The sequence below is a fragment of the Bartonella sp. B1099 genome (assembly GCF_944801835.1).
Classification (GTDB): domain Bacteria; phylum Pseudomonadota; class Alphaproteobacteria; order Rhizobiales; family Rhizobiaceae; genus Bartonella.
Genome location: NZ_CALYLN010000001.1, coordinates 1,046,938 through 1,072,162, shown reverse-complemented (window position 1 = coordinate 1,072,162; position 25,225 = coordinate 1,046,938). Strand labels below are relative to the sequence as shown.

The window sequence follows — 25,225 nt, the reverse complement described above, 5'->3', positions numbered from 1 at the left end:
CTCCATATTCAGACTTACCTTAGGTCAAGATCTTTAAGAATCTTTTTGAACTAATCCCGTTCCTAATTCTTTCCGCGTACCATGCATAGGTAAAACGGATTTTTTAGAACCACGTTTTACAAGCAAATGGCCACCTTTCCCTGAGGTAAAACTGCAACCATGTTTTGTAAGATATTTTTTTAATTCTTGACTGTTCATAAATATAATATAACATCTAAAATGTTTAAATACAACATAAATGTTGTTCTTTGTATAAAATTAAAGATTGGCTTTTAAAATACTAAGTTTTGATCAAAAAATAAAAAAAATACAAAATATAGATTTTTTCTATTGACAATACGTGAAAAATCGTATTTAGTGGCAGTACGGCACGAGTTGTATTGTATCTAAAATTCAAAAAAATCCCTTAAAATTTGTTAAAATATTAAGCTTTAAAAGTAGTTTAACTTACTGTTTTTATTGATAAAATTGGCTTATCTATTTTGCACACATCAAAAGCCATTAATTGACCAATGATGTCATTAATTAATTCCCTCAAAAGGAGTCAAGATGAAAGTAATCATCACCAAACCAATGTGTGTTGTTGGCGATAACAAAAGCACTGTTCGTTTTGAACCATCAACTTCAAGTAATCCATTTGTAGAGATTTCCAATCAAGTCTATGCACGCCTCAAGCGCGCCAATGCCGTAAAACCCTTTGTTGAAATCAAAACCACAACAAAATCTGAAAAGATAAATGAACCAATTAAGCCAATAGAAAAAGAAACCGTACAGATATCCTCTGAATCAAGTGCAGAAGAAACTTCACTTCAACAGACCGAAACACCTAAAGCTTCCAAGTCATCAACACCTCCTGCTAAAAAGCTTAAAAATTGAAATTAATCATCCATCAAGAATGGTATCTTCAACAGGTAAAAGATACCTTTACCAATCTTCAAGCACCACGCCTTAATTGGGCTTTACGGAATGCTGTTAACACCGCAGCAAAGCAAGTCGAGCGCTTTACTGAGAAGCAAGTTGCCGACCTCTCATCCGCCCAACCAAAGCGCGTTAAAAAAGGTGTTTATATTAAAGACAAGGCTACCGCACAGTTTCTCGAGACAGATATCATTGGTTCTGGAACACCCTTGCCTCTTAAATTTTTTAAGGCAAAAGAAACAAAACGCGGTGTGACTTACAAATTGTTTGGGAAAAAACAAATCTTGCCCCATGGTTTCATCAAGGGAGGAAGTTTTCCTAAGCGGGTTGATTTAAAAATGGGAGGGAATGTGTTTCAAAGAGCCGACGGGGACCAATTCCCTATTGCAAAACAAGAAGGACCATCAATTGCTACAGTTATGTCCAAACCAGAGATTACAAATGCTATTGTAAAAAAAGCCAATGAAAGATTAATCGAAAATATTCAAAGCCAACTTAAACGTCAAGAATACGCTGCCAATAAAAGAGGCTAGATCATGTTCTTAAGCTCTATCTCTATATTACATATCCTTATTGGTTCATACATTACATATTCTTATTACAATTTTAAAAACAGATCATCACTTATGCTTTGTATTGTCCATAAAAAAACCAATAAAATCAATGCAAAAGGTACTTTCCGGCGGGTTGGCTTCGTTGCGGGGCAGGCGAGCGCGAACTATCGCTAGCGACAGAATTTTTAAATCGACTGTACATTGTACACTTAACATATTGATAAATAACAAAATTAATGTGCATTAATATACACACTACAATCTATAATTATTTAAAAAATGTGAAGTCACCGCTTGACAATATGGCAATAATGTGTCTACTGTTGAGCTAGGTGCCTCAAAAACACCCAACGATAAGCGGATAGATTACCGAAATAATCTCTTCCCGCCGAGATTTAAAAACTTTGACTCATCACATGCTTTGTAGCATATAGTGATTTTGTCGGGTGTGGTTACACTATACAATACCTTTGCAGGGAAAGTGTAACGACGGACTTATCGCCGTGTTTTTGAGCACCCGACACTCTTTTTAGAGTGTCAATCAAAAACATCTAACGATAAGGAGTTCACATGAACACTCTCATAGAAACTAAAGAAAGCACTTTTAGCGAAGCAACAGTTCAGACTATGTCTAGTCGTGAAATTGCTGAGTTGTGCGATAAGCAACATAAGCATATCATGCGTGATATTAAGAAAATGCTTGAAGAATTATATTCTGAAAGAACTGCCCCCAAATTTGGGGTGAGTAATTTTACTGAGCCCAAATCTGGGCTGAGTGAATTTATAGGGGTCTATAAAGATTCAACGGGTCGCACCCTCCCTTGTTACAACCTCCCAAAGCGTGAATGTTTAATTCTTGTATCCGGTTATAGCACTGCTTTACGTGCAAAAATAATTGATCGTTGGCAAGAATTGGAAAAACAAGTCGCTGTTCCACAAGTTGACTATTCCAAACCAGAAGCCTTGCTTGGTGTATTAAATCACCTACAAAGTCAAATCGAGCAGAAAGATCATGTGATTGCTGAATTAACTCCAAAAGCAGAGGCTTTGGATGGTTTAAAACGCTCTGATGGTTTGTTCGGTCTTATTGAAGCAGCAAAGATGTTAGAGGTGCGACCAAAGGATTTAACCGATTATTTGCGCAAACACGATTGGGTCTATCGACGGGCTCCAGGGGCGCCTTTGTTGCCTTATCAAGATAAAATCAAGAAAGGCTTTATGGATTGCCCTGCGATTACCATTCAAAGACCGGATGGGACAGAAAAGGTCCTCCCTTCAACAAAAATCACCTCCAGAGGTTTGGCATGTTTAAGAGAGCAGATCCATGGAGGTGTACAATGAATACAAGTATTGATTTTTTATGTGATTTGTGGATGGCGTTGTATCAGTTTTCTGACCGTGATGATATTGAAGACAAGGCTTTTAATACACTCATTGAAACCATGGATGCGATAGAAAAAGCTTTAATTTTTAAGCTTCAAGATGAAACCCCAAATGCACTGAAAATTTTGGCAATGATTACAAATTTTGGAACTTTAAGACCACCTCCGATTATAGAATCTTTGTTGCGTGCTTATGAACCCAATTTAGATAACCCCATTAGAAAGGTTGCTTAAATAAAAACACTCCCCTTCCCCATCTTTTAAGGTGGGGAGGTGGCTAAAGATCAAGTTGTGAATGAGAACCAAGACGCACCAAAACCAATCGGTCTTGATCAACCAAGCGATAAATTAACACGAGATCAGGTCGAATATGACAATCTCGATAATTACTCCAATTTCCAGTCAGTGCATGATCACGGTACCGAAGCTCTAAAGGTTGATCATTCGCTAATGCTGTGATGACTTTACGTAAATCAGTATCTAAAAGATGCCGATGTTGCCCTTTCATCTCACGCTTAAAATCACGTTTAAAAATGGTGGTACGTTCAATCGTCCGCATAGAGATCATCAAATAATTCGTCTACGGAATGAAACTTTTTCAAATTGCCTTCATCAAGTTCAGCAAAAGCTGCTATCGTTTCTGCATTGGGTTGAAATAAGAAAGAAGGAATAGCTTTATCTTGCGCAATACGTGTCATCAAAACCCTTACAACATCACTCACTGACAAACCAGAGGCTTGAATAACTTGACTAGCAATATTTTGAATCTCTTCCGGTACACGTGCCTGAACCATGCGACTGGTAGCCATAATGATTTCTCCTCTCTTAATTGTATTTCAATGTAATACAATTGGAGTTTAATTTCAACCTGTAAAGCATTTTTTAGGATGGAGAAGTTGGCTTAACAACCGCTTACTTTTTAAAAGGATTCACCCACGTTTACGGCGCTCTTCTGCTACGTACTTAAAGAAAGAGGGTGGTAAAACATCTTTGGCTGGCTTTAGGCGTGCAAGTTCTTCATCCGTTAATGGTGGAAAATCCATGGCTTCCAAATCTTCTTTTGTATAGCCACATCGTATTTCAAAGTTTTTGTTAAGCGCCAATAACTCTTGTGTAATCTGGAGTGTATCTGTTTTCATACCGGAATACATACCCAATTATACCCAATTGTCAATTATTCGTAACACCGTAAAACCTTACTTCTTAGGGAACAGAAGAAAGCAAGGAGCATTATGACTAAGAAATCTCGAAAAGGTTTATCGCTTCGTGCCTTTGCAAGAAAGATGCGTGTTTCACCCAATGCGGTGGTTTCTCGTTTTAAAACGGGTAAATTTGATAAGGCTCTTTTTGAAGATGGTTCTGTTAATGAAGCGCTTGCAACAGCCATCTGGAATGAGAATCCAACAAAGCGCCTTGCCCCATTTTTAGCATCAGATGGTCAACCACGGACAAAAATCAAACAAGCCTCTACAGAGGGTGCAAATGAATACAAGATTAAACTGGAGCGAATGCAAGTTGCCCTTGAAAGCGAAAAGATTGCTCTTGAACGTTTGCGCGAAACAACCGTTGACCGTGAAGAAGTAAAGAGAGCAGCACGTGAGTTTGGAAGAGCACACCGTGATGCCATGTTGAATTTTCCTCACCGCTTTGGTGCAAGCATTGCCGCACAAGTTGGATGTGATGCTGCAAGCCTAATCGGTGCCATTGATTATTACATACGAAATGCTTTGCTTGAAGCTGTTCATATTCCAGTTCCTTATCATGATCCTCAACCTCCAGAATGAGAGAGTTTTGGGGCGAGCAAAGAATGAATAATGGATGAGAATGCTGTTACAGAATTTTTCGCCAATGCCAATGATGCAAGACAACCGGACCCACCGTATACGGTTTCTCAATGGGCGGATAAGAATAGATACCTTAGCACGGTAGCAAGTGCTGAACCTGGATTGTGGAGAACAAAACGCACCCCCTATTTGCGCGAAATCATGGATAATCTTTCCTCGTACGTGCCAATTGAAACAACCATTGTCATGAAAGGGGCGCAAGTTGGCATGTCAGAGGCGGGACTGAACTTTTGTGGTTATGCTATTCATTATAGTCCAGGACCAGCCCTTTATGTCATGCCCACCGTTGAGACAGCCAAAAAACTTTCAAAGACGCGGCTTAACCCCATGATTATGGCGAGTCCCGTTTTAAGTGAACGCATAGCCCCTGCTCGTGCGCGTGACAGCGGTAATACGATGTTTTCGAAAGAATTTGATGGGGGGGCGTTGATGCTTACAGGAGCCAATAGTGCTGCTGGTTTGCGCTCTATGCCTATTCGTTATCTGATTTTGGATGAGGTTGATGGTTATCCTCTCAGTGTCGATAACGAAGGGGATCCGGTGATGATTGCGGAAAAGCGCACATCAACCTTTGTACAACGAAAGATCTTTAAATTGTCCACGCCCACACACCGTGACACAAGCCGTATTGCCAAGGATTTTGTGCTAGGAGACCAGCGATATTACAATGTCCCTTGTGATAGATGTGGTACACTCCAACCTATTGTTTGGTCACAAATTAAATGGCCAAAAGGTGCCCCTGAAAAAGCTGTTTTTGTTTGTGCCCATTGTGGTCATGAGCATGCCGAACACCGAAAAACGGATTTGATGTGTGAAGAAAGAGGCGCATGTTGGGTTCCAACGAGTGAGTCAAGCAGACCCAATTTGCGCTCTTATCATATTTCTGCACTCTATTCCCCTTGGCTTACTTGGGGGGAATGTGCAAGAGAGTTTTTAAATGCCAAAGATGATCCAGCCCTTCTACAGCCTTTTGTCAATACAGTGCTTGGAGAACCATGGGAGGATAGAACCGGTGAAGTTGTTGATCCAGACAGTCTCTATGCAAAGCGCGAAGAGTATCCCCTTGCACCAGAACAAGCTGTCGTGTTGACAGCAGGCATTGATGTGCAAAATGACCGTTTAGAGCTTGAAGTGGTAGGATGGGGACGCAGCGAAGAAAGCTGGCATATTGATTATCAAGTTATCCCTGGTGATCCCTCTTCTTTTGAAGTATGGGACCAATTGGATAAATATCTTGCAAAACGCTGGCCACATCCAGGCTATAAAGAGGGGATTAAGATAACGGCGGCTTGTATTGATACCGGTGGTGGACATACACAGGCTGTTTATAATTATGTACGCCCGCGTGAGGGGCGGCGTATCTGGGGCATTAAGGGACAAGCTGGTTGGCGAGCGGTATGGCCACGCCGACCAAGCAGAAACAACAAAGGACAGATTAATCTTTATATTGTTGGGGTGGATGCGGCGAAAGATATCATTACAGCGCGCTTTAAAAAATCGGGTCCTGAAGCAACGGGGGCTGGTGCAACACACTTTCACAAAAGCCTTGATCGAGAATATTTTGACCAACTAACCGCTGAAAGAAAAGTAATCAAATATTTTAAAGGCTTTAAGCGTATTGAATGGCAAAAAAGTGAAAAGGCAAGGAATGAAGCCTTGGACTGTAGGGTCTACGCTTATGCGGCTTTACAAGGTCTGATTTCGGCAGGAATAAACCTTAATCGAGAAGTCGATATCTTAGAAGAACGTTTGGAAAAGCTTAAAGTTGAAGGCTCTGTAGAGCAGACAACAGCTGGGATTTCTTCATTCACTTCTCCAAGAAGATCTCAGACAGCACAGCCTAAAAAGAAGCCATTCAGAACAATGATGAATCCTTATATGCGAGGGGATTGGAGGTAATTTGTGAGTGAAACTTTAGAACCAATGAACAGCAAATTTTCGAGACTGGAAAGTTTAAAAAGGCGGCGTGAGCAAATTGAAGAGGCTCTTTATTCAGGAGCACAATCGGTACGCCATGGCGATAAGCAAGTCAGCAACCGCTCTGTTGAGGAACTTCGCAGAGCGCTTGAGATGCTGAATAGGCAAATAGCGGACCTTGAAGGGCGTAAAAGTGCACGCGTGTTCTATTTTAACATATCACGAGGCTATTAATGGCTGGTTTGTTCAATAAAATTACGGGCTTTTTTAAAATTTCTCGTCAACACAATCCCCATTTTGAAGCGGCAAGCAAAAGCCGCCGTATGAGTGGTTTTGACCCCGCAAAAAAACATATCAATAAAGCCATTGAAGAATGCGGAGATACCATTGTTGCCCGTTCAAGATGGCTTTATGACAATGAATCTCTTTATGGTTCTGCAACGGAGGAATGGGTCTCTGCGGCTGTAAGTGATGGGATTAAACCTTATCCTCGCATTGAAGGCTTTCAAGAAGAAAAGAAAAAGCTTTTAGACTTGTGGTGGCAATGGGTTGATGAAGCAGACTATGATGAAGATGCCAGCTTTTATGGTCTGCAAGCAACCATTGCACGAGAGGTCTTTTTAACTGGTGAATGCTTTGTAAGATTGCATTATGTTGACCTTTATGGACGCTCTGGTGTGCCTCTTCAGTTGCAAGTTTATCCTACTGAAATGTTGGACCTTGCCTATAATGGACCGGCTGAGATTGAAGGCAATTACATTCGTATGGGAATTGAATTCGATGCCAGTGGTAAGCGTGTTGCTTATCATTTTTGGAAACATCACCCCTATGATGATTGTTCTGCAAGCACAATCTTTGAGAGTCAAGAACGCATACGTGTACCTGCTGAAATGGTCATTCATATCAAAGAGCGCCGTATTGCCGGACAATTGCGTGGTTCTCCCAAAATAACGCGCTGTATGACAAAAATCTTTCAACTCGAATCCTATGACGACGCAGAACTTGAACGAAAAAAAACAGCGGCTCTTTTTGCAGTGTTTATTACAGGGAAGGAATCTCATGATGCCGAATTAGAGGGAAATCGCGAACAAACACCCCCCCCAAAAAAAGATTGAAGAGGTCCCCGAAGAGCATCCAATTTACCCTGGAACGGTTAACGTGGTCGATGGCGAAAAACAAGTTACATTCTCAAATCCTGTTGAGGTTGGAGGTTCTTATGAGGCTTTTCAATTTCGCAATATTTCAAGAATTTGTTCTGCTCTCAATATGCCTTATGCCGTTGTGACAGGGGATGTTACACGGGGGAATTTTTCCAATGTGCGAACCTCCATCATTCAGTTTAGACGCCATGTCAAACAATGGCGAGAACATATCATTGCCTTTCAGTTTAATCGCATTGTTTGGGCACGTTTTGTCGAAATGGCAGTGCTTGGCAGATGCGTGAATTTGCCAGGATGGGAAGAAAATTCCTTGCCATGGCTTCAATGTGAAAGCTTTGCACCACCCCTTGAAATGATTGATCCCATCAAGGATATCTCGGCAGAAAAAGAAGAAATTCGTGCTGGCTTGAAAACACGGCGTATGGCGTTGGCTGAACGAGGCTTTGATATTGATAACATTCATGCCGAACTCGAAGAAGAACGCACAGATGCGCGCACGCGGGGTTTATCCTTTGATACCGATAATGCGCTAGCGCCCTCAACAGCCAATCAACTGATTGATACGGAAGATTCAGAGACTTCTGAAACTTATGAAAGTAACCAAGACAGTAAGGCACATGCAAATGGCGAATAATCTTGATATGCCGTTTTTGGCATCCCGGCTTTTTGGTGTTCCCCTCATGCTTGCCTCCACAAAGCTTGATATTATTCTCAATGCTCTTGCACCACGGCTTTTTGCAGGAGAAAAGTTTACTGTGAGAGCATTGTTAGAAAAAGATGGTGCTCGTTTAAAACCACCAGAAACTTACGTGGTGCAAAACAATATTGCCATCATACCGGTTCACGGCACACTTGTACGCCGTGGTGCATGGCTTGGGGCTTTATCGGGTCTAACCTCTTATGAAGGTTTGAGAGCTTCTTTTCGTGAAGCCATTGAGCAGCCTGATGTTCGCGCGATATTGCTGGATATTGACAGTAGCGGTGGAGAAGCCGGCGGTGTGTTTGATCTTGTGGAAGAGTTTCAAGCACTCTCAAAAAAATATAACAAACCCATTTGGGCGCATGCCAATGAAGTTGCTTGTTCGGCAGCTTATGCCATTGCTTGTTCTGCTTCTCAAATCTGGATTGCACGCACGAGTGTTGTGGGCTCCATTGGGGTTGTTTGTGCGCACCTTGACCAGTCCCGTGCAGATGAAAAACAGGGGCTTAAATGGACTTTTATCTTTGAAGGAGATCACAAAGTTCATGGAAATTCTCACGAACCACTCGCCGATACAGCACAGATAAAAATACAAGCAGATTGCGCCCTGCTCTACGAGATGTTTGTGGATTTGGTTGCGCAAAACAGACCTCTGAATGCGGCTGCAATCCGCGACACAAAAGCAGAAACTTTTATAGGTGCCCGAGCCATCACGCTTGGCTTAGCAGATGCGCAGGGGACCCTTGCGCAAGCTTTGGAAGCCTTAACAACTTCCATTAACTCACCCCCAACAGTAACAAAAGAAGGAAAAAACACATGGCACGCACACACTATCGCGCTAGAGAAGACGATGATGAAAAGATTGTCGACGTCATCCATGAAGACGAAGAAGACACTCTCGACATTGACGAAGATGCCGAAGACTTCGACGATGATGATGAAGAAGAAGAGGAAGACAACGAAGATAAGCAAGAAACCATAAAAGCGGCTCTTGAAAAGGAAAGAAGACGCGCACAGGCACTTACAAACCTTGAAAAGCAAGCAAAGCGTTTGGGTGTCTCCTTTGATGCCGCAAAAGCCATTCAAAGCGGCATGAATGTTGAGAAGGCTAAAAATGTCGTCTTATCTGCTGCTGTCTCGAAAAGTTCCTCTTTAAAACTCTCGACCACAGCGCCCCATAGTGATGGGGCGAGCAAGGCAAAAATTCATACAAAATGGGAAGCAGCTTGGAGGGCAATAAAATGAATAATCAAGTTTTTTATGAAGATGTTCGCAATGGCGCTTATCTTGGACGCTATGATACGGATATGTCCAATGAAGAAGTGGTTTTTGCATCAGGGGCATTTGTTGAAGCCGGCACTGTTATGGGAAAAGTAACAGCAACAGGAAAATATGTTCCCCTTAATCCAGCACTATCAGATGGCAGTCAAACGCCGGCAGGGATTTCTTATGCCACTGTTGATGTAACAGAGGCAGATCAACGCGCAGTCATTACAGCGCGCTTGAGTACCGTAAAGGCTTCTGAACTGCTCTGGCCAGATGCCATCACCGATGAACAGAAAAGTGCTGCCATTCAGTCCTTAGAAGACAATAACAAAATACTGTTGCGATAGGAGAATGCGCACATGGATATGAACTTTTTTAAACACGACGCTTTCTCCGCAACCACCATGATGAAAGCGATTGAAAACTATGAGTTTCAACCTGGTCTGATTAGTTCTCTTGATCTTTTTGAAGAAGTGGAAACAAGCACCACAGTGGTTGGCATTGAAAGACGTGACAATACATTGTCCTTGATTCAAACCAGTGAACGGGGCGCCCCTTTGATTGAAGGAGATAGAGAGGGGCGTAATCTAAGGTTTTTCAAAACAACACGGATTGCCAAAAGTGATACGGTGAAATCTGAAGAAATCCAGAACCGGCGTGAATTTGGTACAGAAGATCAACTCGAGACAGCAATGAAATATATTGCTAGAAAACAAAAGAAACTGATTTCTGAAATCGAATTGACATGGGAAAACATGCAGCTTGGCGCTGTTCAAGGTGTTGTGCTTGATGCCGATGGCTCTGTTATTGTTGATTGGTACAAGGAATGGGAAATTACACCCCCAAAGCCAATTGATTTTAAACTGAATGTTGAGACAACAAATGTTGCCGACCATGTTGATCAAGTCATCATGAGAATGATTGAGGCTTCAAAGGGGGCATTTTCTGATCGTTCACGGATTATTGGGCTTTGTGGAAATGAATTCTTTTCCAAATTGAAAAACCATAAGACAATTCGTGAAACCTATCTCAATACAGCGCTTGCACAAACACTCAATAGTGCTGGAGGTGTTGCAACACCAAGTGCCATTGGTTCTGGAAGCTTTGGTAGTTTTGACTTTGCGGGTGTTACGTTCATTAATTACCGGAGTATTCATAACTATAATGTGAGTGCAAAAGCTGGGACAAAACGCGCCATAGGCATTAAACCTGATGAATGCCAATTCTTTCCTGCTAATGCGCCTGGGGTTTTCCAAAAAACCTTTGCACCGGGAGAAAGCTTGGATTTTGCCAATACCGTTGGAAGACCTCTCTACACCATGCTGATCGTTGATCACGACCGTAATGCATGGGTAAAACCAGAGGTCTATAGCTATCCGCTTTACATCTGCACACGCCCTGAAATGCTCTTTAAAGCGGTCAGTGGAGGAAAATAACATGCAATGGTACGGGTTGCTCAACAAAATGATTAAAGATGTACGCAATACCTTTGGGCAACCCGTCATCTACACGCGAAAAGACAATCAACAATCGTTTCGGATTACAGCGATTTACGGCATTAAACATTCAGAATCGGACGCTGGTGGGAGAATTCCCACAACAGTACCTAGAAAAGAACTTGATGTCTGTATCCATGATATCGGCGGCTTCCCCCCAAAGCCTCAAGATAGTGTTGTGGTCATTTCTCCTAAAGATACTTCTCAAGACCACTTCGTGGTCACAGAGGTACAAGCCTCTGAATCCGGTATGTATAAGCTTATTCTGCGGGAGATAAAGTAAGGGAGATTTATATGGTATACCTTTAAAATCAATAAGCTTGCCCAAGAACTCTAACCACTGCTGCAAACCTTGGATTTGGAATAGCCTTAAATCTGTAATCCCATGGTGCGCCAGTACGATGACTGATGTGACATCCTTGATATGTTATAGATACTGATGCAATTCTTGCCCAAGTAGTTCTTTCATTATCTTCAGGGCTTTCAAATACAATAGCTTGATTTGTTACTAAAAGACGTCCTAAAAGTGAAGCATTTTCGCCAATATTGAAGGTAACGCGTTCTTGAACTCCCAACAGCTTTTCATTGCGTGCTAAACGGTAACCATATTCACTTGCGTCAAGTGTTTGAAACATTTCACATGCTTCCTCAAAATTAGAAGGAGGAATATCTGATTGCCACAAAGCCACTTCTTCTTCAAAGCGTTTTTCCTTTTTACTTGCAATATAGACAGGGATAATCAAAGCTAAAACGATAAGTATTGGCACTAATAACCATAGTGTGATACTTATTATTACGACAATGCTCCCAATCAATAGAGCACAAAGGAGAAAGATCTGTACCCTCTTTTCTAACCGTTTTTTTTCAAGTACCGGCGACATTCTATTAACAACTGATAAATCAGAAGAGGGATGGATATGGGGAGGAGGTATTAAAGCCTGCTCTGAAACTTTTTCTTTAAAACGTTTTTTACGTTTATCTCGCCAATGAACAAAAATAGATAATGCAATAAACGCGAAGAAAATTAACCAAAACCATCTCCAAAAACCTAGACCATTATTTTCGTCTGACTTTTTATCTTGAACATAGATACTTTGCTTATCAGTATTCTCAAGTAGTGCCCGTGTCACGCTTTCATTTTGAGTAGCAATATTTATTAATAAAGTCGAGGAAGAGGAAAAAAATTCATTATTGTATGCAACTTGATCTGATTCGATTTTATGAAAAAAAACCGCACCTAATACTGCAGAGCCGAGAAATAATAAAACCCCAATGCCAAGAGTTCTTAATCCGTTTTTGCGCCATTTTTTGATACACACTAAAACAAGTCCGACAACCATCACCGATAACAACAACGAACATACGATCATTGCAATTACATCAAGTATGTCGAGCATTATTCTCCCCTCCGCTATAAATAAAAAGCGAATGGATTTAATGTGAGTCGGCAAACAAAATAAAGACGCTTTCATCATATTTTTAAAAAATTTAAGACACCTCTTAATAAGATGATACCAATGTGTCTATTATTGAATCATCTGTCTAAGAAACACTTACAAACAACTAGCTTATTGGTTGCCGAAACAATCTTTTCTCCGCAAATTAAAGACTTTGACTCATTGTATGCTTATGGCATATAACAATTTTGTCGGATGTAGTTACACTATACAATACCCTTATGGGGAAAGTGTAACGACGGGCTTGTGGCCGTGTTTGTTAGCACCCGGCACTCTTTTTAGAGTGTCATTAACAAACATCTAACCCACAAGGAGTTCACAATGGCTCTCATTAAAATATCGGAACAAGTGATCGGACAAGAAACTGTTCAAACTGTTAACGCACGCGAATTGCACGCATTTTTAGAGATAAAAGCCCGCTTTAATAATTGGATTAAAAATCGCATTAAAGAATGTAAGTTTTTGGAAAATATAAACTTTATAACGCTTTCTAAAAATTTAGAAAACGGTGGAAAGGTAAAAGAGTACCATATTACCTTAGACATGGCAAAACACCTTTCCATGATCGAGCGTAATGATAAAGGACATGAAGCGCGTCAATATTTTATCAAATGTGAAAAGCTTTTGAAAAAAGTAACAACACCCCAAATAAATCTTGCCAATGCTTTGGCAAATCCGCTTACGATTAAACAACTCCTTTTAGAGAGTATCAATCAATTAGAAGATTTAAGAAATGAGGTGAGTACACTCAAGCCAAAAGCAGAGGCTTTGGAAAGTTTAAAGCGTTCTGATGGGCTGTTTGGTCTTATTGAAGCTGCAAAGATACTTGAGGTACGACCAAAGGATTTGACCGATTATTTGCGCAAACATGATTGGGTCTATCGACGTTCTCCAGGAGCGCCTTTGTTGCCTTATCAAGATAAAATCAAGAAAGGTTTTATGGATTGCCCTGCGATTACCATTCAAAGACCAGATGGTACAGAAAAGATACTGCCTTCGACAAAAATTACCTCCAGAGGATTAGCATGTTTAAGAGAGCAGATCCATGGAGGTGTACAATGAAGATCGATACTAACTTTTTATGCGATTTATGGATAGCATTGTCTCAATTTTCTAATGATGAAAATGTGAGCGACAAAGATTGTACAGCTCTGGTGGATACTATGAGTGTCATAGAAAAAGCTTTGATTTTAAAGCTTCAAAATGAGATGCCAAGTACACTTAAAATCTTAACAGTTCTTACAGATTTTGGAGATTCAGAGTTACCGCATAGCATGGATTCTTTATTGCGCGCTTATGAACCCAATTTTGAGAACCCCATTAAAAAGGTTGCTTAAGGTAAAAACATTCCCCTTCCCCACTTCAAAGGTGGGGAGGTGGTTAAGAGGCTTCTTTAGGTAAGAATTCGAAGTGAACAGACTTAAAACCCGTTAAGTCATAATCTGTAAGATCGGCAGTATCAACAAAGTTCTCTGCTTCTTCATCCGTCTTAAAAACGGGCATTTGTTTTAATTGAGAGGTTTTCATAAAAATCAATCTTCTTTTGGCACATATAAACCTTTAAAAGTTTCAAAGTTTAGAAGAAATGTATCTGTTTAAGCTTACCCCATTTTCCGCTGCTTGAATTGCAAGTTGTCTGTGAAGTTCTGGTGGTATTCTTAATTGAAACTTACCACTATATTTGCCATATGACAAAGGTATCGGGACTTGTTCTCCATTATGGAGCATATCCTCAACAACTTCGGAAACGAGGTCCATAATACCTTTTAAAGCTTTCTCTGCTTGAGCATCTAACCATGAAAGGGATGGAAATTCTGCACACAAACCAACATATTCCTCATCTTCTGGTGACCAAAAAACACGATAGGTATAATGATTATTGTTCATGTTTTATCCTTTCTATTGCTTGTAAAACCTGCTTAACTTGATAGACTTTTGCCTTATTTCCAGAACCTTTCTGAATATTGACACGAGGATCTCCTACCCATGGGGTTTTAAAAACAAAATGACTTGAACCATTGTTCCTTGGTTCCCCAAAGAAATAGATACACACAGCCAACAAATCTGAGAACTTGATGTTTTTTGGTGATGCTTTCATCAAGCTGATTATTTTTTCAACTTTATTACTCATAACCAATAATAGTATTATTATTAATACTAGTCAATCATTTATATGCCTACTCCACAGGAGCCTTTATGCATCCGCGCGAAACGATAAGAGAAACATTTGTTGGATTGATCAAAGCAGCAAAGACAGCTGCTGGCGATAATGTTTTTAATATGCGTGACTTCAACTTATTTATTGAAACAATGCCGGCCATTAATATCTCAACGCAAAACGAAACCATTGAGGATGGACATGATTTTGGCTTAAGGCGGCGCGTCTTAACAGTGGATGTTGAATGTTATAGCACACAAGAAAACGGAGCTGGCTGTGTTGATCAATTAGCTTGGCAAGTTGAGAAGATTTTCCATGCCAATCCCAATCTTAACAATACTGTTGAGACGTGCCGCTTGCAAAATATTGCTTTTGCCTTTGGCGATAACGGGGCGCTAGCGCTCCATGGTGCCATTTTAACCTTTGAAGTCACTTATGTGACTAATATCCCCTCCCCTCATGAAGGAAATGCAACCACAGGAATTGTTGAACCTCTTGTCGGTTTTAAACCCGAAACCGGTGTGGGAAATGAAGACAAATACGCAAAAATTGAGGACTCCCATGTTAGAGCGGCGCGATAAAGAGATTACCGATTTAAAAAGACGCGTGGCCAATATGGTGGTGGTTGGGAAAATTAGCCATGTCGACCATAAAAATGCACGCTATCGGGTAAAGAGTGGTCATCTGATCAGTGATTGGATTCCAGATACACAAGCCCGCGCCGGTAAAACCTGTTCTTATGAAGGACGTGATGTTGGAGAGCAAGTCGTTGTCGTCTCTTCATCAGGCGATTTATCACAAGGGATAATTGTTGGTTCACTCCACACGGATGCAAACCAAGCCGCCGATAAAGGCAATATCCATAAGACACTTTATCCGGATGGCACTACCGTTGAATATGATGATAAACAAAATAGCTATACCCTTAATCTCACATCAGGAGGAAAGTTTAATCTCACGATTTCTGATGGTGTGTCGATAAAAGGAGATGGCAAGAAATTAGAGCTGCAAGCACCAGAAGGCATCAAAATTACCGCACAAGGTGATCTGAATTTAAACGCAGAAAAAGCCATTGCTCTGAAAGCAGGCAGGGGAATTTCACTCCATTGTGATGATGGCATTGCTCTTCATTCTAGTGACTTAAAGCATAATGGCACCAATGTAGGAGCAACCCATGTTCATGGGGGTGTTTCTCCTGGTGGCGCCATGACAGGAGGTCCAAAATGAACAGTGGAATGGACCGCACAACAGGAAAGCCCCTCTCCGGTATTGATCATTTGCGCCAATCAATTCTTGATATTTTAACAACACGGATTGGCACGCGGGTGATGCGGCGTGATTACGGTTCACGCATTGCGGAACTCATTGATGCACCAGTGAATAATGCGCTTACCGTTGCCCTTTATGCCGCCGTTGCTGAAGCGTTAGACAAGTGGGAACCCCGTTTTAAGCTCCAAAAGATTGACTGTAAAATGTGTGATGATGGAAAAGTATCCTTATCCTTTGCAGGCATCTATTTGCCATCCGGCAAACCCATTACCATGGAAGGAGTGCTGATACAATGAAAAGCCTTGCCAATCCCGAAATCATCTCAGAGCTTTCCTTTGAAGAAATCCGCGCGGCAAATATTGAACATTTAAAAGAACTTTTGCCCAGCTATATCTTTTTAGAAAGTGATCCCGCTTTAAAAATCATTGAGGCTTTTAGCTATCGAGAACTGCTTTTAAGACAACGCATTAATGAGGCAGCACGCAATAATATTCTTGATTTTGCAAAAGAGGAGGCTCTTGATGCTTTAGGCGATTGGCATGGTGTTCAACGCATGGACGGCGAGAGTGATGACAGATACCGTGAACGCATAAGACTTCACACCCGCAGTGGCAAAGGCAGTGGAACAGAGCCTTATTACAAATTTATTGCTTTATCCGCAGATAACCGCGTAAAAGATGCCATTATTTACCGGAAGGGGAAAAACCCAACCATTCATGTTGCACTTTTTGGCAACAATGAAGAAGAAGAAACAGCAAGCCAAGACCTGTTAGATAAAGTCTCACAAGCCCTTCACGATAAAAATGTCATCATGACCAATGACACCATTCTTGTGCATGCGGCTGTTGCAAAAGTTGTGGACTTAACAGCAGATGTTTGGCTGTTACCAGAAACGGCACTGACCGTTTTAACCCAAATGGAGGCACATTTACGTACCGCTTGGAAACAAGAACAAGCCCTTGGGCGTGAATTAAGCCTCTCGTGGTGGATTTCCAAACTGATGATCTCTGGTGTGCAAAAAGTCATTGCCGTTGAACCTACAACAGATAATGCCGTTTGTGATGAGGAAGTATTATCCATTGGCAAGGTTACCTTAAACTTTAAAGGGCGGGCGCGCTAATGGGTGGTGCTTTACTCCCAACAAATGCAACGGAATTTGAAAGGTGTCTTGCTGATGTTTGCGATTTTCATCAAGATGTTGATGGTTCTGTTTTGGGGATTTCACGCTCTAAACTCATCACACGCCCTCCCCGTTTCTTGCCATGGTTGATTGAAGAATATGGGCTTGGTGAACTTACCCCTTATGTTCCAAACCTCTATGATCTTCTTGACCAAGGTCTCCAATGGCAGCGGATACGTGGCTCTGTAGCCGCCGTCGATAGGGGTCTTCAATGGCTTGGACTCTCAGTACACTTTACACCCGCGTGGACAGAGCGTGCATGGTGGAATTCCTTCCAACTTGAATTTGACCAATTGCCTGAACGAGGTAATCTTGAGGCGATTGAAGCGATTGTCGACCTTTCCAAAAGTTTGCGTTCTGATTTTCGCCGCGGTGTCATTGGTTATGATGTGGGGGCTATGGAAGCTAATATGTCAAGGCTTGATGAGTGCATGCTGGATTTTGAGAGTGGCATCCCCGTAACAGCTCTTGGCACACTGTTTTCCTTTGGACGCACAACAGAAATCAATCACGTTCTCACAAAAGAAGAAGGCACATTGATTGGTAACTGGATTGATGATTTCGATGAGGAGTTAAGTTGGGAGAAACTTGATTATCCCTGGGATTTGGCAAATTTTCCGTGGTGTTCGGTTAAAAAACACGAACGCGATATATTGATGGCAGAGTGGTTCCAAAACCGTTCCCTTTATCTTGCTTTAAGAGATCCAGACAATGCTCTGATTGGCTATCGCCGCTGCTATACTGTAGCGCCTGTTGAACAAGCTTTAGAGGATGTTTACAGCCATTGTGGCAACAGATTTAAGCCCTCGAAAACTGGCACCATGCTGTTTCTTGCAGCGCGCACCGATTTTCGGGATGTTGAAGACAAACAAGCCGCCTCCATTTCCCTCCTCGTTCATGGCACGCCAGCAGAGCAGACACCTCCTGGTAAACTTTGGCTAGGAAATGATGAATTAACAAGCGGTGTGGAGATTCTCAAAACACCCGTCGATATTCCTTTGCGCGCAGATGTTCGCGAACAATTCAAGATTTTATTGAGGTTTTAATATGAAGCATGAAAGTGGCTTGCCTTTTGCAATTGACAGATCCGTTGGCAAAGATGAACAACAAAGCGTTGTGTTTTATGGACAGCGCCCTTTTCTGCAATCAGCTGAACTCAATGAAATGCAAACCATCATAAGGGGGCGCCATAACCGTTTGGGGCGCCTTGTGGCACAAGAAGGAGACCGTGTTGAACGGGCGGACGCCTTTGTCAATAAAGATAAGCAAACCGTCACTTTAACAGAGGGCAAGATTTATATCGCCGGCGATATTTTTCCTGTCTCAAATGCCGTCTTAGAGAATGTTTCCATGGTTGGACGGATGGAAATCGGTGTGAAGCTTCAAAAAAGCTGGATGACATATGAAGATGATCCACAGCTCTTAGGACAAGTTCCAGGGTCTTTAGCAGAAGGAGAGGGAGGTGCCGCCCGTGAGGTGGCAAAACTTGTTTGGGCTCTCAAAGATGATGGGCAGCAAGGCACATTTTTTCCGGTTTATATTTTGCAAGATGGTGTTCTCATTGATCAAAAATCACCCTCACTACTTGAACCAGCCATGCAAGCTATTGCGACGTATGACCGCGCCCATGGACATTATATCGTGAATGGTTGCCGTGTCACAGCTTTGGGACAAGAGGCACAAAAGCAAGTGTTCAGTATCCAAGAGGGAGAAGCCAATATCAATGGCTTTAAACGCAAGCGCTTAGCCGCTTTGCGCCATGAAGAACAAGAGGACTTTTCGACAAGCGTGGTTCCTAGTGAAACCCATATTTTCGCGCCCCCAAAAGGCAAAACAAGCTTTACTTTTAAAACTTATTACACCCCCATTGCGGCTGTTCATTCCATTTTATTGACGAAAGAAAAAACCGTTTATGTGACCCGCGGGGCTATTACATCTGGGCGTGACGGCGTTCCCGATAAAAGTATCACTGCTTTTCTTAAAATTGTGCAAGGGAACAAAGAATTTAAAGAAGGCAAGGATTTTAAAAAAACCGGAGACACCATTGATTGGGCTCCCGTTGGCGACGAACCTCTCCCTGGCAGTAGCTATAAAGTAACCTATCGATACCGTGCAAATGTGAAGGCTGATAAAGTCACAGCACAAGAAATCACTGTCTCAGGAGGTGCTGAGGGAGGTGATATTATTGTGAATTACTCTTATAAACTCCCCCGCATTGACCGTATTGGACTGAATACAGGAGGTGATGTTGTCTATATCAAAGGTGTTTCGACAGACCAACCTATGGCGCCAAGCGTTCCTGAAGATGTGCTCTCCCTTGCCACCATTACCAATAACTGGATTGATGTACCGCGTGTGAAAAATGATGGCACACGTGTTGCCCCCTATGATGAGATGTGGCGTTATTTTCAACGGGTGCTCTCCCTTGACCGCCTCATGCAATTAGAGCGCATTAAAAGCAATGTGGATTCCAAAGAGCCTGTTGCCAAAAAAGGCATGTTTGCAGACCCTTTTCTCGATGACAGTTATAGAGACGAAGGTTTTGAACAAACAGGGGCTGTGGGAAACGGTATTTTACAGCTTGCCATTGACCCAACTTTTTATACTGCCCCCTTGAACACCCCTGTCACCCTTGACTGGACCAATGAAGTGATCATTGCGCAAGAATTGACAACCGCTTGTGAAAAGATCAATCCTTATCAAAATTTTGCGCCTCTCCCTGGAACCGTCACCCTTACCCCCGCGACAGACTTTTGGCATGAACAACGCACCGATTGGCTCTCTGGTGTGACCAATCAACTCAATATGGGCTGGAACCGTGGGAGAAGCATCGTTAAGACAGAAATCAGTGATGATTTGGTGAATACAACGAGGGAGCAAATCGACTTTTTAAGACAAATTAAGTTGAACTTTAAGATTGAAGGCTTTGGCAGTGGCGAAATCTTGGACAGTCTTACCTTTGATGGTGTGAATGTCTTGCCAACAAGCCGCCTTAGTGCCGATAGCAAAGGCACCCTTGAAGGGAGTTTCAAGATTCCTCCAAACATTCCCGCTGGGACAAAAAATGTTGTGGCACAAGGGAAAGGTGGAACAACAGCAACGGGGCTTTTTACCGGTCAAGGGGTGATTGATGTAAAAGTGATGCGACGTACCACCACGGTAAAAATCTGGACAAAATTTGACCCGCAAGCGCAAGTCTTTACCCCCGATGAAACACGGCAAATCACTGGGATTGATTTCCATCTTTGTAAAATTGGCAATCAAGCCCATGATCTCGTCATTGATTTGGTGACCACCGAAAACGGCTATCCTACCGCCGATATTCAAGCCCAAACCTCCTATTCCATGAAGGGCGCTAAAACCGGCTGGGCGAGCGCACGCTACGCTGTTCCTTTGTTAGTGCCCGATGATCGTCTGACCGCCTTTGTGCTTAAAACTGATGATGGGGATCATTCTGTTTCACTTGCCAAACTTGGGGATTTTGATAAAGAGCACCAAAGATATGTTTCAAGCCACCCTTATGTGACGGGACCGCGCTTTTCCTCTGTTAATGCGCAGAGCTGGACAGCGCACCAAGATGAGGCATTAGCCTTTCGGGTGTTGGCCGCCCGCTATAGGCAAACAGAAAAAACGGTGGATTTAGGCAGCTTTGATCTTGTGGATTGCTCTGATTTGCAAATCCGTGCAGCCATTGAATTGCCTTCAAGCGATTGTTCTGTCATCTTTGAAATTGAAAGAAACAACGGTACAGTTTATCAACTGCTGCCCTTTCAATTGCTTAGTCTGACCGAATATATCAGTGAAAAAGTCAAGCTTCGCGCCATTCTTAAAGGCACAGAGAAGCTCTCGCCCGTCTTATTTGCCCCTGTGCAATTGATTGCAGGAAAGATTCACAGGCAAGCAACCTATGTCACACGGGCTTTTGCCTTTGGGGAAAAGGCAAGATTGACCAGCTATATCAAAACCTTCTTGCCGGGTGGTTCTTCATTCACCCTCGAGATGCAACTGGATGATGGTGCTTTTACGCCTTTGAAACTCGACGAGACAGAACAGTTATCGGAGCCTCTTTGGACAGAGCGTAAATTTGTTAGCAGCGACAAAACTGCCAAACAAGCGCGCCTTAAACTTACCCTTACCGGTGGACCTGCGGCACGGTCCATGGTGTGTGATTTTGGCGCCGGTATCATATAATGGGAGAATGAGAGATGACAAAAACTAAAAAACTCGACATGGAATTACCCAAAGAAGGACGCTTTATCAGTTCTGAATTCCCCATTTTACGTGAAAATTTAGGCAAACTTGATCAAGCCCTTATAGCTATTGTGGAAAAAACAGACGAAAAAGCCCCTTCAAAGCATACACATACCATAAGCGATGTGACGGGTCTAGAAACTGCTCTTAATGGCAAAATGGCAGCGAATAAAACCTTCACTTTTGCCGATTTAGGCGATATCGAAGGGGCAAAAGATGCCGCAAACAACTATGTGCTTTATAAATCAGGCAACAATAATTTTACCTTTGGTAGTGCGATATCTCTGTTAGGGTCACATCAACACAAAACCGAAGATATTGTGGGATTGGATGACTTTAGAGCCAAGATTAACGAAGATCTGACCAGCTATGGGCGCTTAAAACAAGCCAATGAATGGCAAAGTTATAATAAATTTACCAACAAAGTCACCATGAGTGGCGATTTGGAACTGTTGGGCAATTCAACATTGAATATTACCCATAACAATAAAGTGGTCACTAACTTAAGTACAAGCGGAAGCTCGCTTAAAGGACCTTTGAGAGTCGATGGTGATCTTGTTTATACCAAGGCGCAAGTGGATGCTCTTTTAGATGCTTTAATCAAAAAGCGTAAAGAAGAATACATTGAAATCACCATGTTGCAGAGTGGTAATATTCCTTGGCCTGATGGGGTGACAGATGACACTGATATTGAAATCATGGCTTGGGGAGGAGGAGGTAGCGGAGGCCAACGTGGAGGAGGAGGTGGTGGTGAATGTATTTCTTTAAAGATTCAAAAACGCCAATTACAAAATAATGATGTAGTGACTATTGGAAAAGGCGGATATGGAAATGGTGTTAATGGTGGTAATACGCTAGTTGGTTCTATTCTTACAGCACGAGGTGGTAAGGGGAATAACGGTTATATTGGTGGGAATAGTGGCGGTGGCGTTTCAGGTGGTAGTGGCTATATTTCCAACAACGAGAGTGGTTTTTCAGGAAAAAGCCATGCATGGCAAGGAGGAGGAGGCGGTGGCGGTGGTACCAATAATGGTCGTGGTGGTAATGGGGGGGATAGTAGCTATGGTGGTGCAGGTGGGGGTGGTAGTGGAGGTAGTGGTCATGTACCTAATAATGGAGGTAATGGTGGAAAAAGCCAGTATGGTGGCAATGGAGGAAATGGTGCTGAATTAGGCAATGGCGGTGGCGGTGGCGGCGGGTATCGAGATGGCGAGGATGGAACAGCAAGTGGCGCTGGACGGGGTGGAGATGGCGCAGTTAAATTAAAGGTTTTTGTATAAGAACTTATATATTTTCAAAGCTCTTTTATCGCTCTTTTAAAGGGCTTTTTTTGACTGACACTGTCAGTCTTATGGAGCATGGTGATACTTGTTATTGTCTCTTCATTGATTTGGAGAGAAAAATGGCAATAGAATTTAAACTTCGTATTCGCTTTATGAAGAAAGGATACAATTATGAATGGCATTCCTGCACAAAGAGATAAAAACCGCTGCCCTACTCATCCAGGAGAGCTTTTAGCAGATATTATTCCAGAAACTGGAAAAACAAATTCAGAAATCGCACAAATGCTCGGTATATCACACCAACATCTTTGCGATATTCTAAAGGCAAAAAAGCCTATCTCCCCTTCTCTTTCGGCTTGTCTTGGAAAGATGTTTGGGAATGGAGCAGGCATATGGTTACGTATGCAAGCCAATTATGATGCTTGGCATGCAGAGCGTGAAACAGATGTTAGCAAAGTTCCGATACTCCACGCTGTTTGACTTTGTGACTTAATCTCTAGAAACTTTCCTAAGTGATTTTATTGCTTTAACTTCTTTAATTTTAACTGCAATTTTACGCATGAAAGCAAGGCTAAAACGCCCTTGTGGCTTCAAATCTTCAAAGTCAAACAAAGATTCGCAAGGAACAACATTAAATTCATCAACACGTACCCAAGATTGCTTTTGCAAACCCGCACGCTGACATTCTATCTCAGGTACCTTTACGCTATACTGCAAATCATGAGGTTCTTGAGAAGTGATAGGAAACAAAAAAAGATGCTTTTCAGTTTTGACCATAACGCACGAAGGACGCGCTTTACGCCCCGAATGTTCACCGTTTTGCGCTTGTTCGTGCCATAAATAATAATATCGAACAACATCCCCCGCTTTAAACATGTTCATCACTATTTAAAATGTCATCTAAACCATGATCTAAATCGTCTAATATACTTTGAGGTGCATCTGCATAAGAAAAAGATTGTGCGTGAGAGCGCGCTTTTATTAATTCATGATATAAATCAACAGGAAGCATAATGATTTTTTCACGCCCTCGTTTCGTTAAAGCAACAGGCTTTGACATCGCCTCGTCTAAAATATCGCCTGCCCCGCGATTTACATCTGTAAAACTATATTTTTTCATCAGTACAGCCCTTTAATAGATAATACGTATTGTACGTATAATATGTATTATGTAAAGATTTTTTACAACGTACTGGAGAAAAAAGTACCCTTTTGTAATTGGAATAAGCCGTTCTCAGAGGGAATCTAATAAACTCTTCCCCACTTAGAAGCAGGGAAGAGAGGTTATATTTTACCTTAAGCAACCTTTTTAATGGGGCTGTCTAAATTGGGTTCGTAAGATTTTAACAAAGACTCTATAATCGGAGGTGGTCTTAAAGTTCCAAAATTTGTAATCATTGCCAAAATTTTGAGTGCATTTGGGGTTTCATCTTGAAGCTTTAATATTAAAGCTTTTTCTATTGCATCCATAGTCTCAATAAGAGTATTAAAAGCCTTGTCTTCAATATCATCACGATCAGAAAACTGATACAACGCCATCCACAAATCACATAAAAAGTCTATACTGGTATTCATTGCACACCTCCATGGATTTGTTCTCTTAAACATGCCAAACCTCTGGAGGTGATTTTTGTTGAAGGGAGGACCTTTTCTGTCCCATCCGGTCTTTGAATGGTAATCGCAGGGCAATCCATAAAACCTTTCTTGATTTTATCTTGATAAGGTAACAAAGGCGCCCCTGGAGCACGCCGATAGACCCAATCATGCTTACGCAAATAATCGTTTAAATCCTTTGGTCGTATCTCTAACATCTTTGCTGCTTCAATAAGACCAAACAAACCATCCGAACGCTTTAAACCATCCAAAGCCTCTGCTTTTGGTGTTAGTTCTGCGATAACATGATCTTTCTGCTCGATTTGGCTTTGTAAGTGATTCAAGACACCAAGTAAGGCTTCGGGTTTGGAGTAATCAACTTGTGGAACAGCGACTTGCTTTTCCAATTCTTGCCAACGGTCAATTATTTTCGCTCGTAAGGCAGTGTTATAACCGGATACAAGAATTAAACATTCACGCTTTGGAAGGTTGTAACAAGGGCGTGTTTTTCTTTGTTCATCAATATAATTACTTAAAAATTTAGCCGGCTCAAATTTGAGCTCGCTAAATATTTGCTTAATATCGCGCATAACATTTTTATGCTTCTTACTACATAACTCCGCAATTTCAATGCTAGACATAGTTTGAATTGTTGCATCGTTAGCAACATTTTCTGTAATTTCTATAAGAGTGTTCATAATGAACTCCTTGGTAATAGATTGTTTTTGATTGACACTCTCAAAAGAATGCCGGGTGCTCAAAAACACGGTACCAAGTCCGTCGTTATGCCTTCCCCT

Annotated in this window: 32 protein-coding genes and 3 pseudogenes; 23 read left to right on the top strand and 12 right to left on the bottom strand. The window is 41.8% G+C overall.

Going from position 1 to position 25,225, the window contains the following annotated elements:
• Window positions 1-14: 14 nt before the first annotated feature.
• Window positions 15-198, bottom strand: a pseudogene (locus NNJ73_RS04490) (type II toxin-antitoxin system HicA family toxin).
• Between the two features lie 351 nt (window positions 199-549).
• Here NNJ73_RS04490 and NNJ73_RS04485 point away from each other — a divergent pair.
• The 4 genes from NNJ73_RS04485 (at window position 550) to NNJ73_RS04470 (ending at window position 3,088) form a co-directional block, all read left to right on the top strand.
• Window positions 550-876 (top strand): hypothetical protein, encoded by a 327-nt coding sequence (locus tag NNJ73_RS04485; protein ID WP_254492899.1) that lies wholly within the window; start codon window positions 550-552, stop codon window positions 874-876.
• Window positions 873-1,451 (top strand): hypothetical protein, encoded by a 579-nt coding sequence (locus NNJ73_RS04480; RefSeq protein WP_254492898.1) that lies wholly within the window; start codon window positions 873-875, stop codon window positions 1,449-1,451. The genes NNJ73_RS04485 and NNJ73_RS04480 overlap by 4 nt, the downstream gene beginning before the upstream one ends.
• Window positions 1,452-2,042: 591 nt before the next feature.
• Entirely contained in the window at window positions 2,043-2,813 is a 771-nt protein-coding gene (locus NNJ73_RS04475; RefSeq protein ID WP_254492897.1) for a Rha family transcriptional regulator, read from the top strand.
• A complete protein-coding gene (locus NNJ73_RS04470; protein ID WP_254492896.1) occupies window positions 2,810-3,088 on the top strand; it encodes a hypothetical protein in 279 nt (92 codons plus the stop codon). The genes NNJ73_RS04475 and NNJ73_RS04470 overlap by 4 nt, the downstream gene beginning before the upstream one ends.
• A 43-nt stretch (window positions 3,089-3,131) precedes the next feature.
• Here the strand turns inward: NNJ73_RS04470 and NNJ73_RS04465 are convergent, their stop codons facing one another.
• From NNJ73_RS04465 to NNJ73_RS04455, 3 genes and pseudogenes are all read right to left on the bottom strand, one after another.
• Window positions 3,132-3,413, bottom strand: a complete 282-nt coding sequence (locus tag NNJ73_RS04465) for a type II toxin-antitoxin system YafQ family toxin (protein WP_254492895.1) — start codon at window positions 3,411-3,413, stop codon at window positions 3,132-3,134.
• A complete protein-coding gene (locus tag NNJ73_RS04460) occupies window positions 3,400-3,663 on the bottom strand; it encodes a type II toxin-antitoxin system RelB/DinJ family antitoxin (RefSeq protein WP_254492894.1) in 264 nt (87 codons plus the stop codon). The genes NNJ73_RS04465 and NNJ73_RS04460 overlap by 14 nt, the downstream gene beginning before the upstream one ends.
• Before the next feature lie 123 nt (window positions 3,664-3,786).
• Window positions 3,787-3,993: pseudogene (locus tag NNJ73_RS04455) on the bottom strand (hypothetical protein); the annotation flags it as partial.
• A 93-nt stretch (window positions 3,994-4,086) separates the two neighbouring features.
• On the opposite strand from NNJ73_RS04455, the gene NNJ73_RS04450 reads away from it, so the two are divergent.
• The 9 genes and pseudogenes from NNJ73_RS04450 (at window position 4,087) to NNJ73_RS04410 (ending at window position 11,520) form a co-directional block, all read left to right on the top strand.
• Window positions 4,087-4,638 carry a hypothetical protein gene (locus NNJ73_RS04450; RefSeq protein WP_254492893.1) on the top strand — a complete coding sequence of 184 codons (552 nt, stop codon included), beginning with the start codon at window positions 4,087-4,089 and terminating at the stop codon, window positions 4,636-4,638.
• 30 nt (window positions 4,639-4,668) lie between these two features.
• Window positions 4,669-6,597, top strand: a complete 1,929-nt coding sequence (locus NNJ73_RS04445) for a phage terminase large subunit family protein (RefSeq protein ID WP_254492892.1) — start codon at window positions 4,669-4,671, stop codon at window positions 6,595-6,597.
• Window positions 6,598-6,600: 3 nt separating this feature from the next.
• Entirely contained in the window at window positions 6,601-6,849 is a 249-nt protein-coding gene (locus NNJ73_RS04440) for a phage head-tail joining protein (RefSeq protein WP_254492891.1), read from the top strand.
• Window positions 6,849-8,409, top strand: a pseudogene (locus NNJ73_RS04435) (phage portal protein). Before NNJ73_RS04440 ends, NNJ73_RS04435 begins: the two are co-directional and overlap by 1 nt.
• Window positions 8,399-9,457 (top strand): S49 family peptidase, encoded by a 1,059-nt coding sequence (locus tag NNJ73_RS04430; protein ID WP_254492890.1) that lies wholly within the window; start codon window positions 8,399-8,401, stop codon window positions 9,455-9,457. Before NNJ73_RS04435 ends, NNJ73_RS04430 begins: the two are co-directional and overlap by 11 nt.
• Window positions 9,349-9,720, top strand: a complete 372-nt coding sequence (locus tag NNJ73_RS04425) for a hypothetical protein (protein ID WP_254493214.1) — start codon at window positions 9,349-9,351, stop codon at window positions 9,718-9,720. Before NNJ73_RS04430 ends, NNJ73_RS04425 begins: the two co-directional genes overlap by 109 nt.
• Entirely contained in the window at window positions 9,717-10,088 is a 372-nt protein-coding gene (locus tag NNJ73_RS04420; RefSeq protein WP_254492889.1) for a head decoration protein, read from the top strand. The genes NNJ73_RS04425 and NNJ73_RS04420 overlap by 4 nt, the downstream gene beginning before the upstream one ends.
• A gap of 12 nt (window positions 10,089-10,100) precedes the next feature.
• A complete protein-coding gene (locus NNJ73_RS04415; RefSeq protein ID WP_254492888.1) occupies window positions 10,101-11,177 on the top strand; it encodes a major capsid protein in 1,077 nt (358 codons plus the stop codon).
• 1 nt (window position 11,178) lies between these two features.
• Window positions 11,179-11,520, top strand: a complete 342-nt coding sequence (locus tag NNJ73_RS04410; RefSeq protein ID WP_254492887.1) for a hypothetical protein — start codon at window positions 11,179-11,181, stop codon at window positions 11,518-11,520.
• A 28-nt stretch (window positions 11,521-11,548) separates the two neighbouring features.
• Here NNJ73_RS04410 and NNJ73_RS04405 read toward each other — a convergent pair whose 3' ends face one another.
• Complete coding sequence (locus tag NNJ73_RS04405) at window positions 11,549-12,634, bottom strand: hypothetical protein (protein WP_254492886.1); 1,086 nt, start codon at window positions 12,632-12,634, stop codon at window positions 11,549-11,551.
• Window positions 12,635-13,015: 381 nt separating this feature from the next.
• Here NNJ73_RS04405 and NNJ73_RS04400 point away from each other — a divergent pair, with 381 nt between their 5' ends.
• Window positions 13,016-13,756, top strand: a complete 741-nt coding sequence (locus NNJ73_RS04400; RefSeq protein ID WP_254492885.1) for an antA/AntB antirepressor family protein — start codon at window positions 13,016-13,018, stop codon at window positions 13,754-13,756.
• Window positions 13,753-14,031, top strand: coding sequence for a hypothetical protein (locus tag NNJ73_RS04395; RefSeq protein WP_254492884.1), 279 nt, complete (start codon window positions 13,753-13,755; stop codon window positions 14,029-14,031). Before NNJ73_RS04400 ends, NNJ73_RS04395 begins: the two co-directional genes overlap by 4 nt.
• A gap of 43 nt (window positions 14,032-14,074) precedes the next feature.
• Here the strand turns inward: NNJ73_RS04395 and NNJ73_RS04390 are convergent, their stop codons facing one another.
• The 3 genes from NNJ73_RS04390 to NNJ73_RS04380 are packed head-to-tail and all read right to left on the bottom strand — an operon-like array spanning window position 14,075 to window position 14,843.
• Window positions 14,075-14,221: a CopG family antitoxin gene (locus NNJ73_RS04390; protein ID WP_254492883.1), complete on the bottom strand. Its 147-nt coding sequence runs from the start codon at window positions 14,219-14,221 to the stop codon at window positions 14,075-14,077.
• A gap of 42 nt (window positions 14,222-14,263) precedes the next feature.
• Window positions 14,264-14,581, bottom strand: coding sequence for a type II toxin-antitoxin system HicB family antitoxin (locus NNJ73_RS04385; RefSeq protein WP_254492882.1), 318 nt, complete (start codon window positions 14,579-14,581; stop codon window positions 14,264-14,266).
• Entirely contained in the window at window positions 14,571-14,843 is a 273-nt protein-coding gene (locus NNJ73_RS04380; RefSeq protein ID WP_208442414.1) for a toxin HicA, read from the bottom strand. The genes NNJ73_RS04385 and NNJ73_RS04380 overlap by 11 nt, the downstream gene beginning before the upstream one ends.
• Window positions 14,844-14,890: 47 nt before the next feature.
• On the opposite strand from NNJ73_RS04380, the gene NNJ73_RS04375 reads away from it, so the two are divergent.
• From NNJ73_RS04375 to NNJ73_RS04340, 8 genes are all read left to right on the top strand, one after another.
• Window positions 14,891-15,433 carry a hypothetical protein gene (locus NNJ73_RS04375; protein WP_254492881.1) on the top strand — a complete coding sequence of 181 codons (543 nt, stop codon included), beginning with the start codon at window positions 14,891-14,893 and terminating at the stop codon, window positions 15,431-15,433.
• On the top strand, window positions 15,414-16,079 hold the full coding sequence (locus tag NNJ73_RS04370; RefSeq protein WP_254492880.1) for a phage baseplate assembly protein V: 666 nt from the start codon (window positions 15,414-15,416) through the stop codon (window positions 16,077-16,079). The genes NNJ73_RS04375 and NNJ73_RS04370 overlap by 20 nt, the downstream gene beginning before the upstream one ends.
• Window positions 16,076-16,417: a GPW/gp25 family protein gene (locus NNJ73_RS04365; protein ID WP_254492879.1), complete on the top strand. Its 342-nt coding sequence runs from the start codon at window positions 16,076-16,078 to the stop codon at window positions 16,415-16,417. Before NNJ73_RS04370 ends, NNJ73_RS04365 begins: the two co-directional genes overlap by 4 nt.
• The gene (locus NNJ73_RS04360) at window positions 16,414-17,241 is read left to right on the top strand and encodes a baseplate J/gp47 family protein (protein ID WP_254492878.1); all 828 of its coding nucleotides are present in this window, start codon (window positions 16,414-16,416) and stop codon (window positions 17,239-17,241) included. The genes NNJ73_RS04365 and NNJ73_RS04360 overlap by 4 nt, the downstream gene beginning before the upstream one ends.
• Window positions 17,241-18,347, top strand: coding sequence for a phage tail protein (locus NNJ73_RS04355; RefSeq protein WP_254492877.1), 1,107 nt, complete (start codon window positions 17,241-17,243; stop codon window positions 18,345-18,347). The genes NNJ73_RS04360 and NNJ73_RS04355 overlap by 1 nt, the downstream gene beginning before the upstream one ends.
• A gap of 1 nt (window position 18,348) precedes the next feature.
• Window positions 18,349-21,492 (top strand): DUF4815 domain-containing protein, encoded by a 3,144-nt coding sequence (locus NNJ73_RS04350; protein WP_254492876.1) that lies wholly within the window; start codon window positions 18,349-18,351, stop codon window positions 21,490-21,492.
• A gap of 14 nt (window positions 21,493-21,506) precedes the next feature.
• Window positions 21,507-22,832: a Bgr_08870 family protein gene (locus NNJ73_RS04345; RefSeq protein WP_254492875.1), complete on the top strand. Its 1,326-nt coding sequence runs from the start codon at window positions 21,507-21,509 to the stop codon at window positions 22,830-22,832.
• A gap of 174 nt (window positions 22,833-23,006) precedes the next feature.
• Entirely contained in the window at window positions 23,007-23,315 is a 309-nt protein-coding gene (locus tag NNJ73_RS04340; RefSeq protein WP_254492874.1) for a HigA family addiction module antitoxin, read from the top strand.
• Between the two features lie 9 nt (window positions 23,316-23,324).
• Here the strand turns inward: NNJ73_RS04340 and NNJ73_RS04335 are convergent, their stop codons facing one another.
• The 4 genes from NNJ73_RS04335 to NNJ73_RS04320 all read right to left on the bottom strand — a co-directional run bounded on the left by NNJ73_RS04335 (window position 23,325) and on the right by NNJ73_RS04320 (window position 25,126).
• Window positions 23,325-23,711 carry a hypothetical protein gene (locus NNJ73_RS04335; RefSeq protein ID WP_254492873.1) on the bottom strand — a complete coding sequence of 129 codons (387 nt, stop codon included), beginning with the start codon at window positions 23,709-23,711 and terminating at the stop codon, window positions 23,325-23,327.
• Complete coding sequence (locus tag NNJ73_RS04330) at window positions 23,704-23,955, bottom strand: type II toxin-antitoxin system Phd/YefM family antitoxin (protein ID WP_254492872.1); 252 nt, start codon at window positions 23,953-23,955, stop codon at window positions 23,704-23,706. Before NNJ73_RS04330 ends, NNJ73_RS04335 begins: the two co-directional genes overlap by 8 nt.
• Window positions 23,956-24,131: 176 nt before the next feature.
• Window positions 24,132-24,410: a hypothetical protein gene (locus NNJ73_RS04325; protein ID WP_254492871.1), complete on the bottom strand. Its 279-nt coding sequence runs from the start codon at window positions 24,408-24,410 to the stop codon at window positions 24,132-24,134.
• Complete coding sequence (locus NNJ73_RS04320) at window positions 24,407-25,126, bottom strand: phage regulatory protein/antirepressor Ant (protein WP_254492870.1); 720 nt, start codon at window positions 25,124-25,126, stop codon at window positions 24,407-24,409. Before NNJ73_RS04320 ends, NNJ73_RS04325 begins: the two co-directional genes overlap by 4 nt.
• Window positions 25,127-25,225 lie beyond the last annotated feature (99 nt).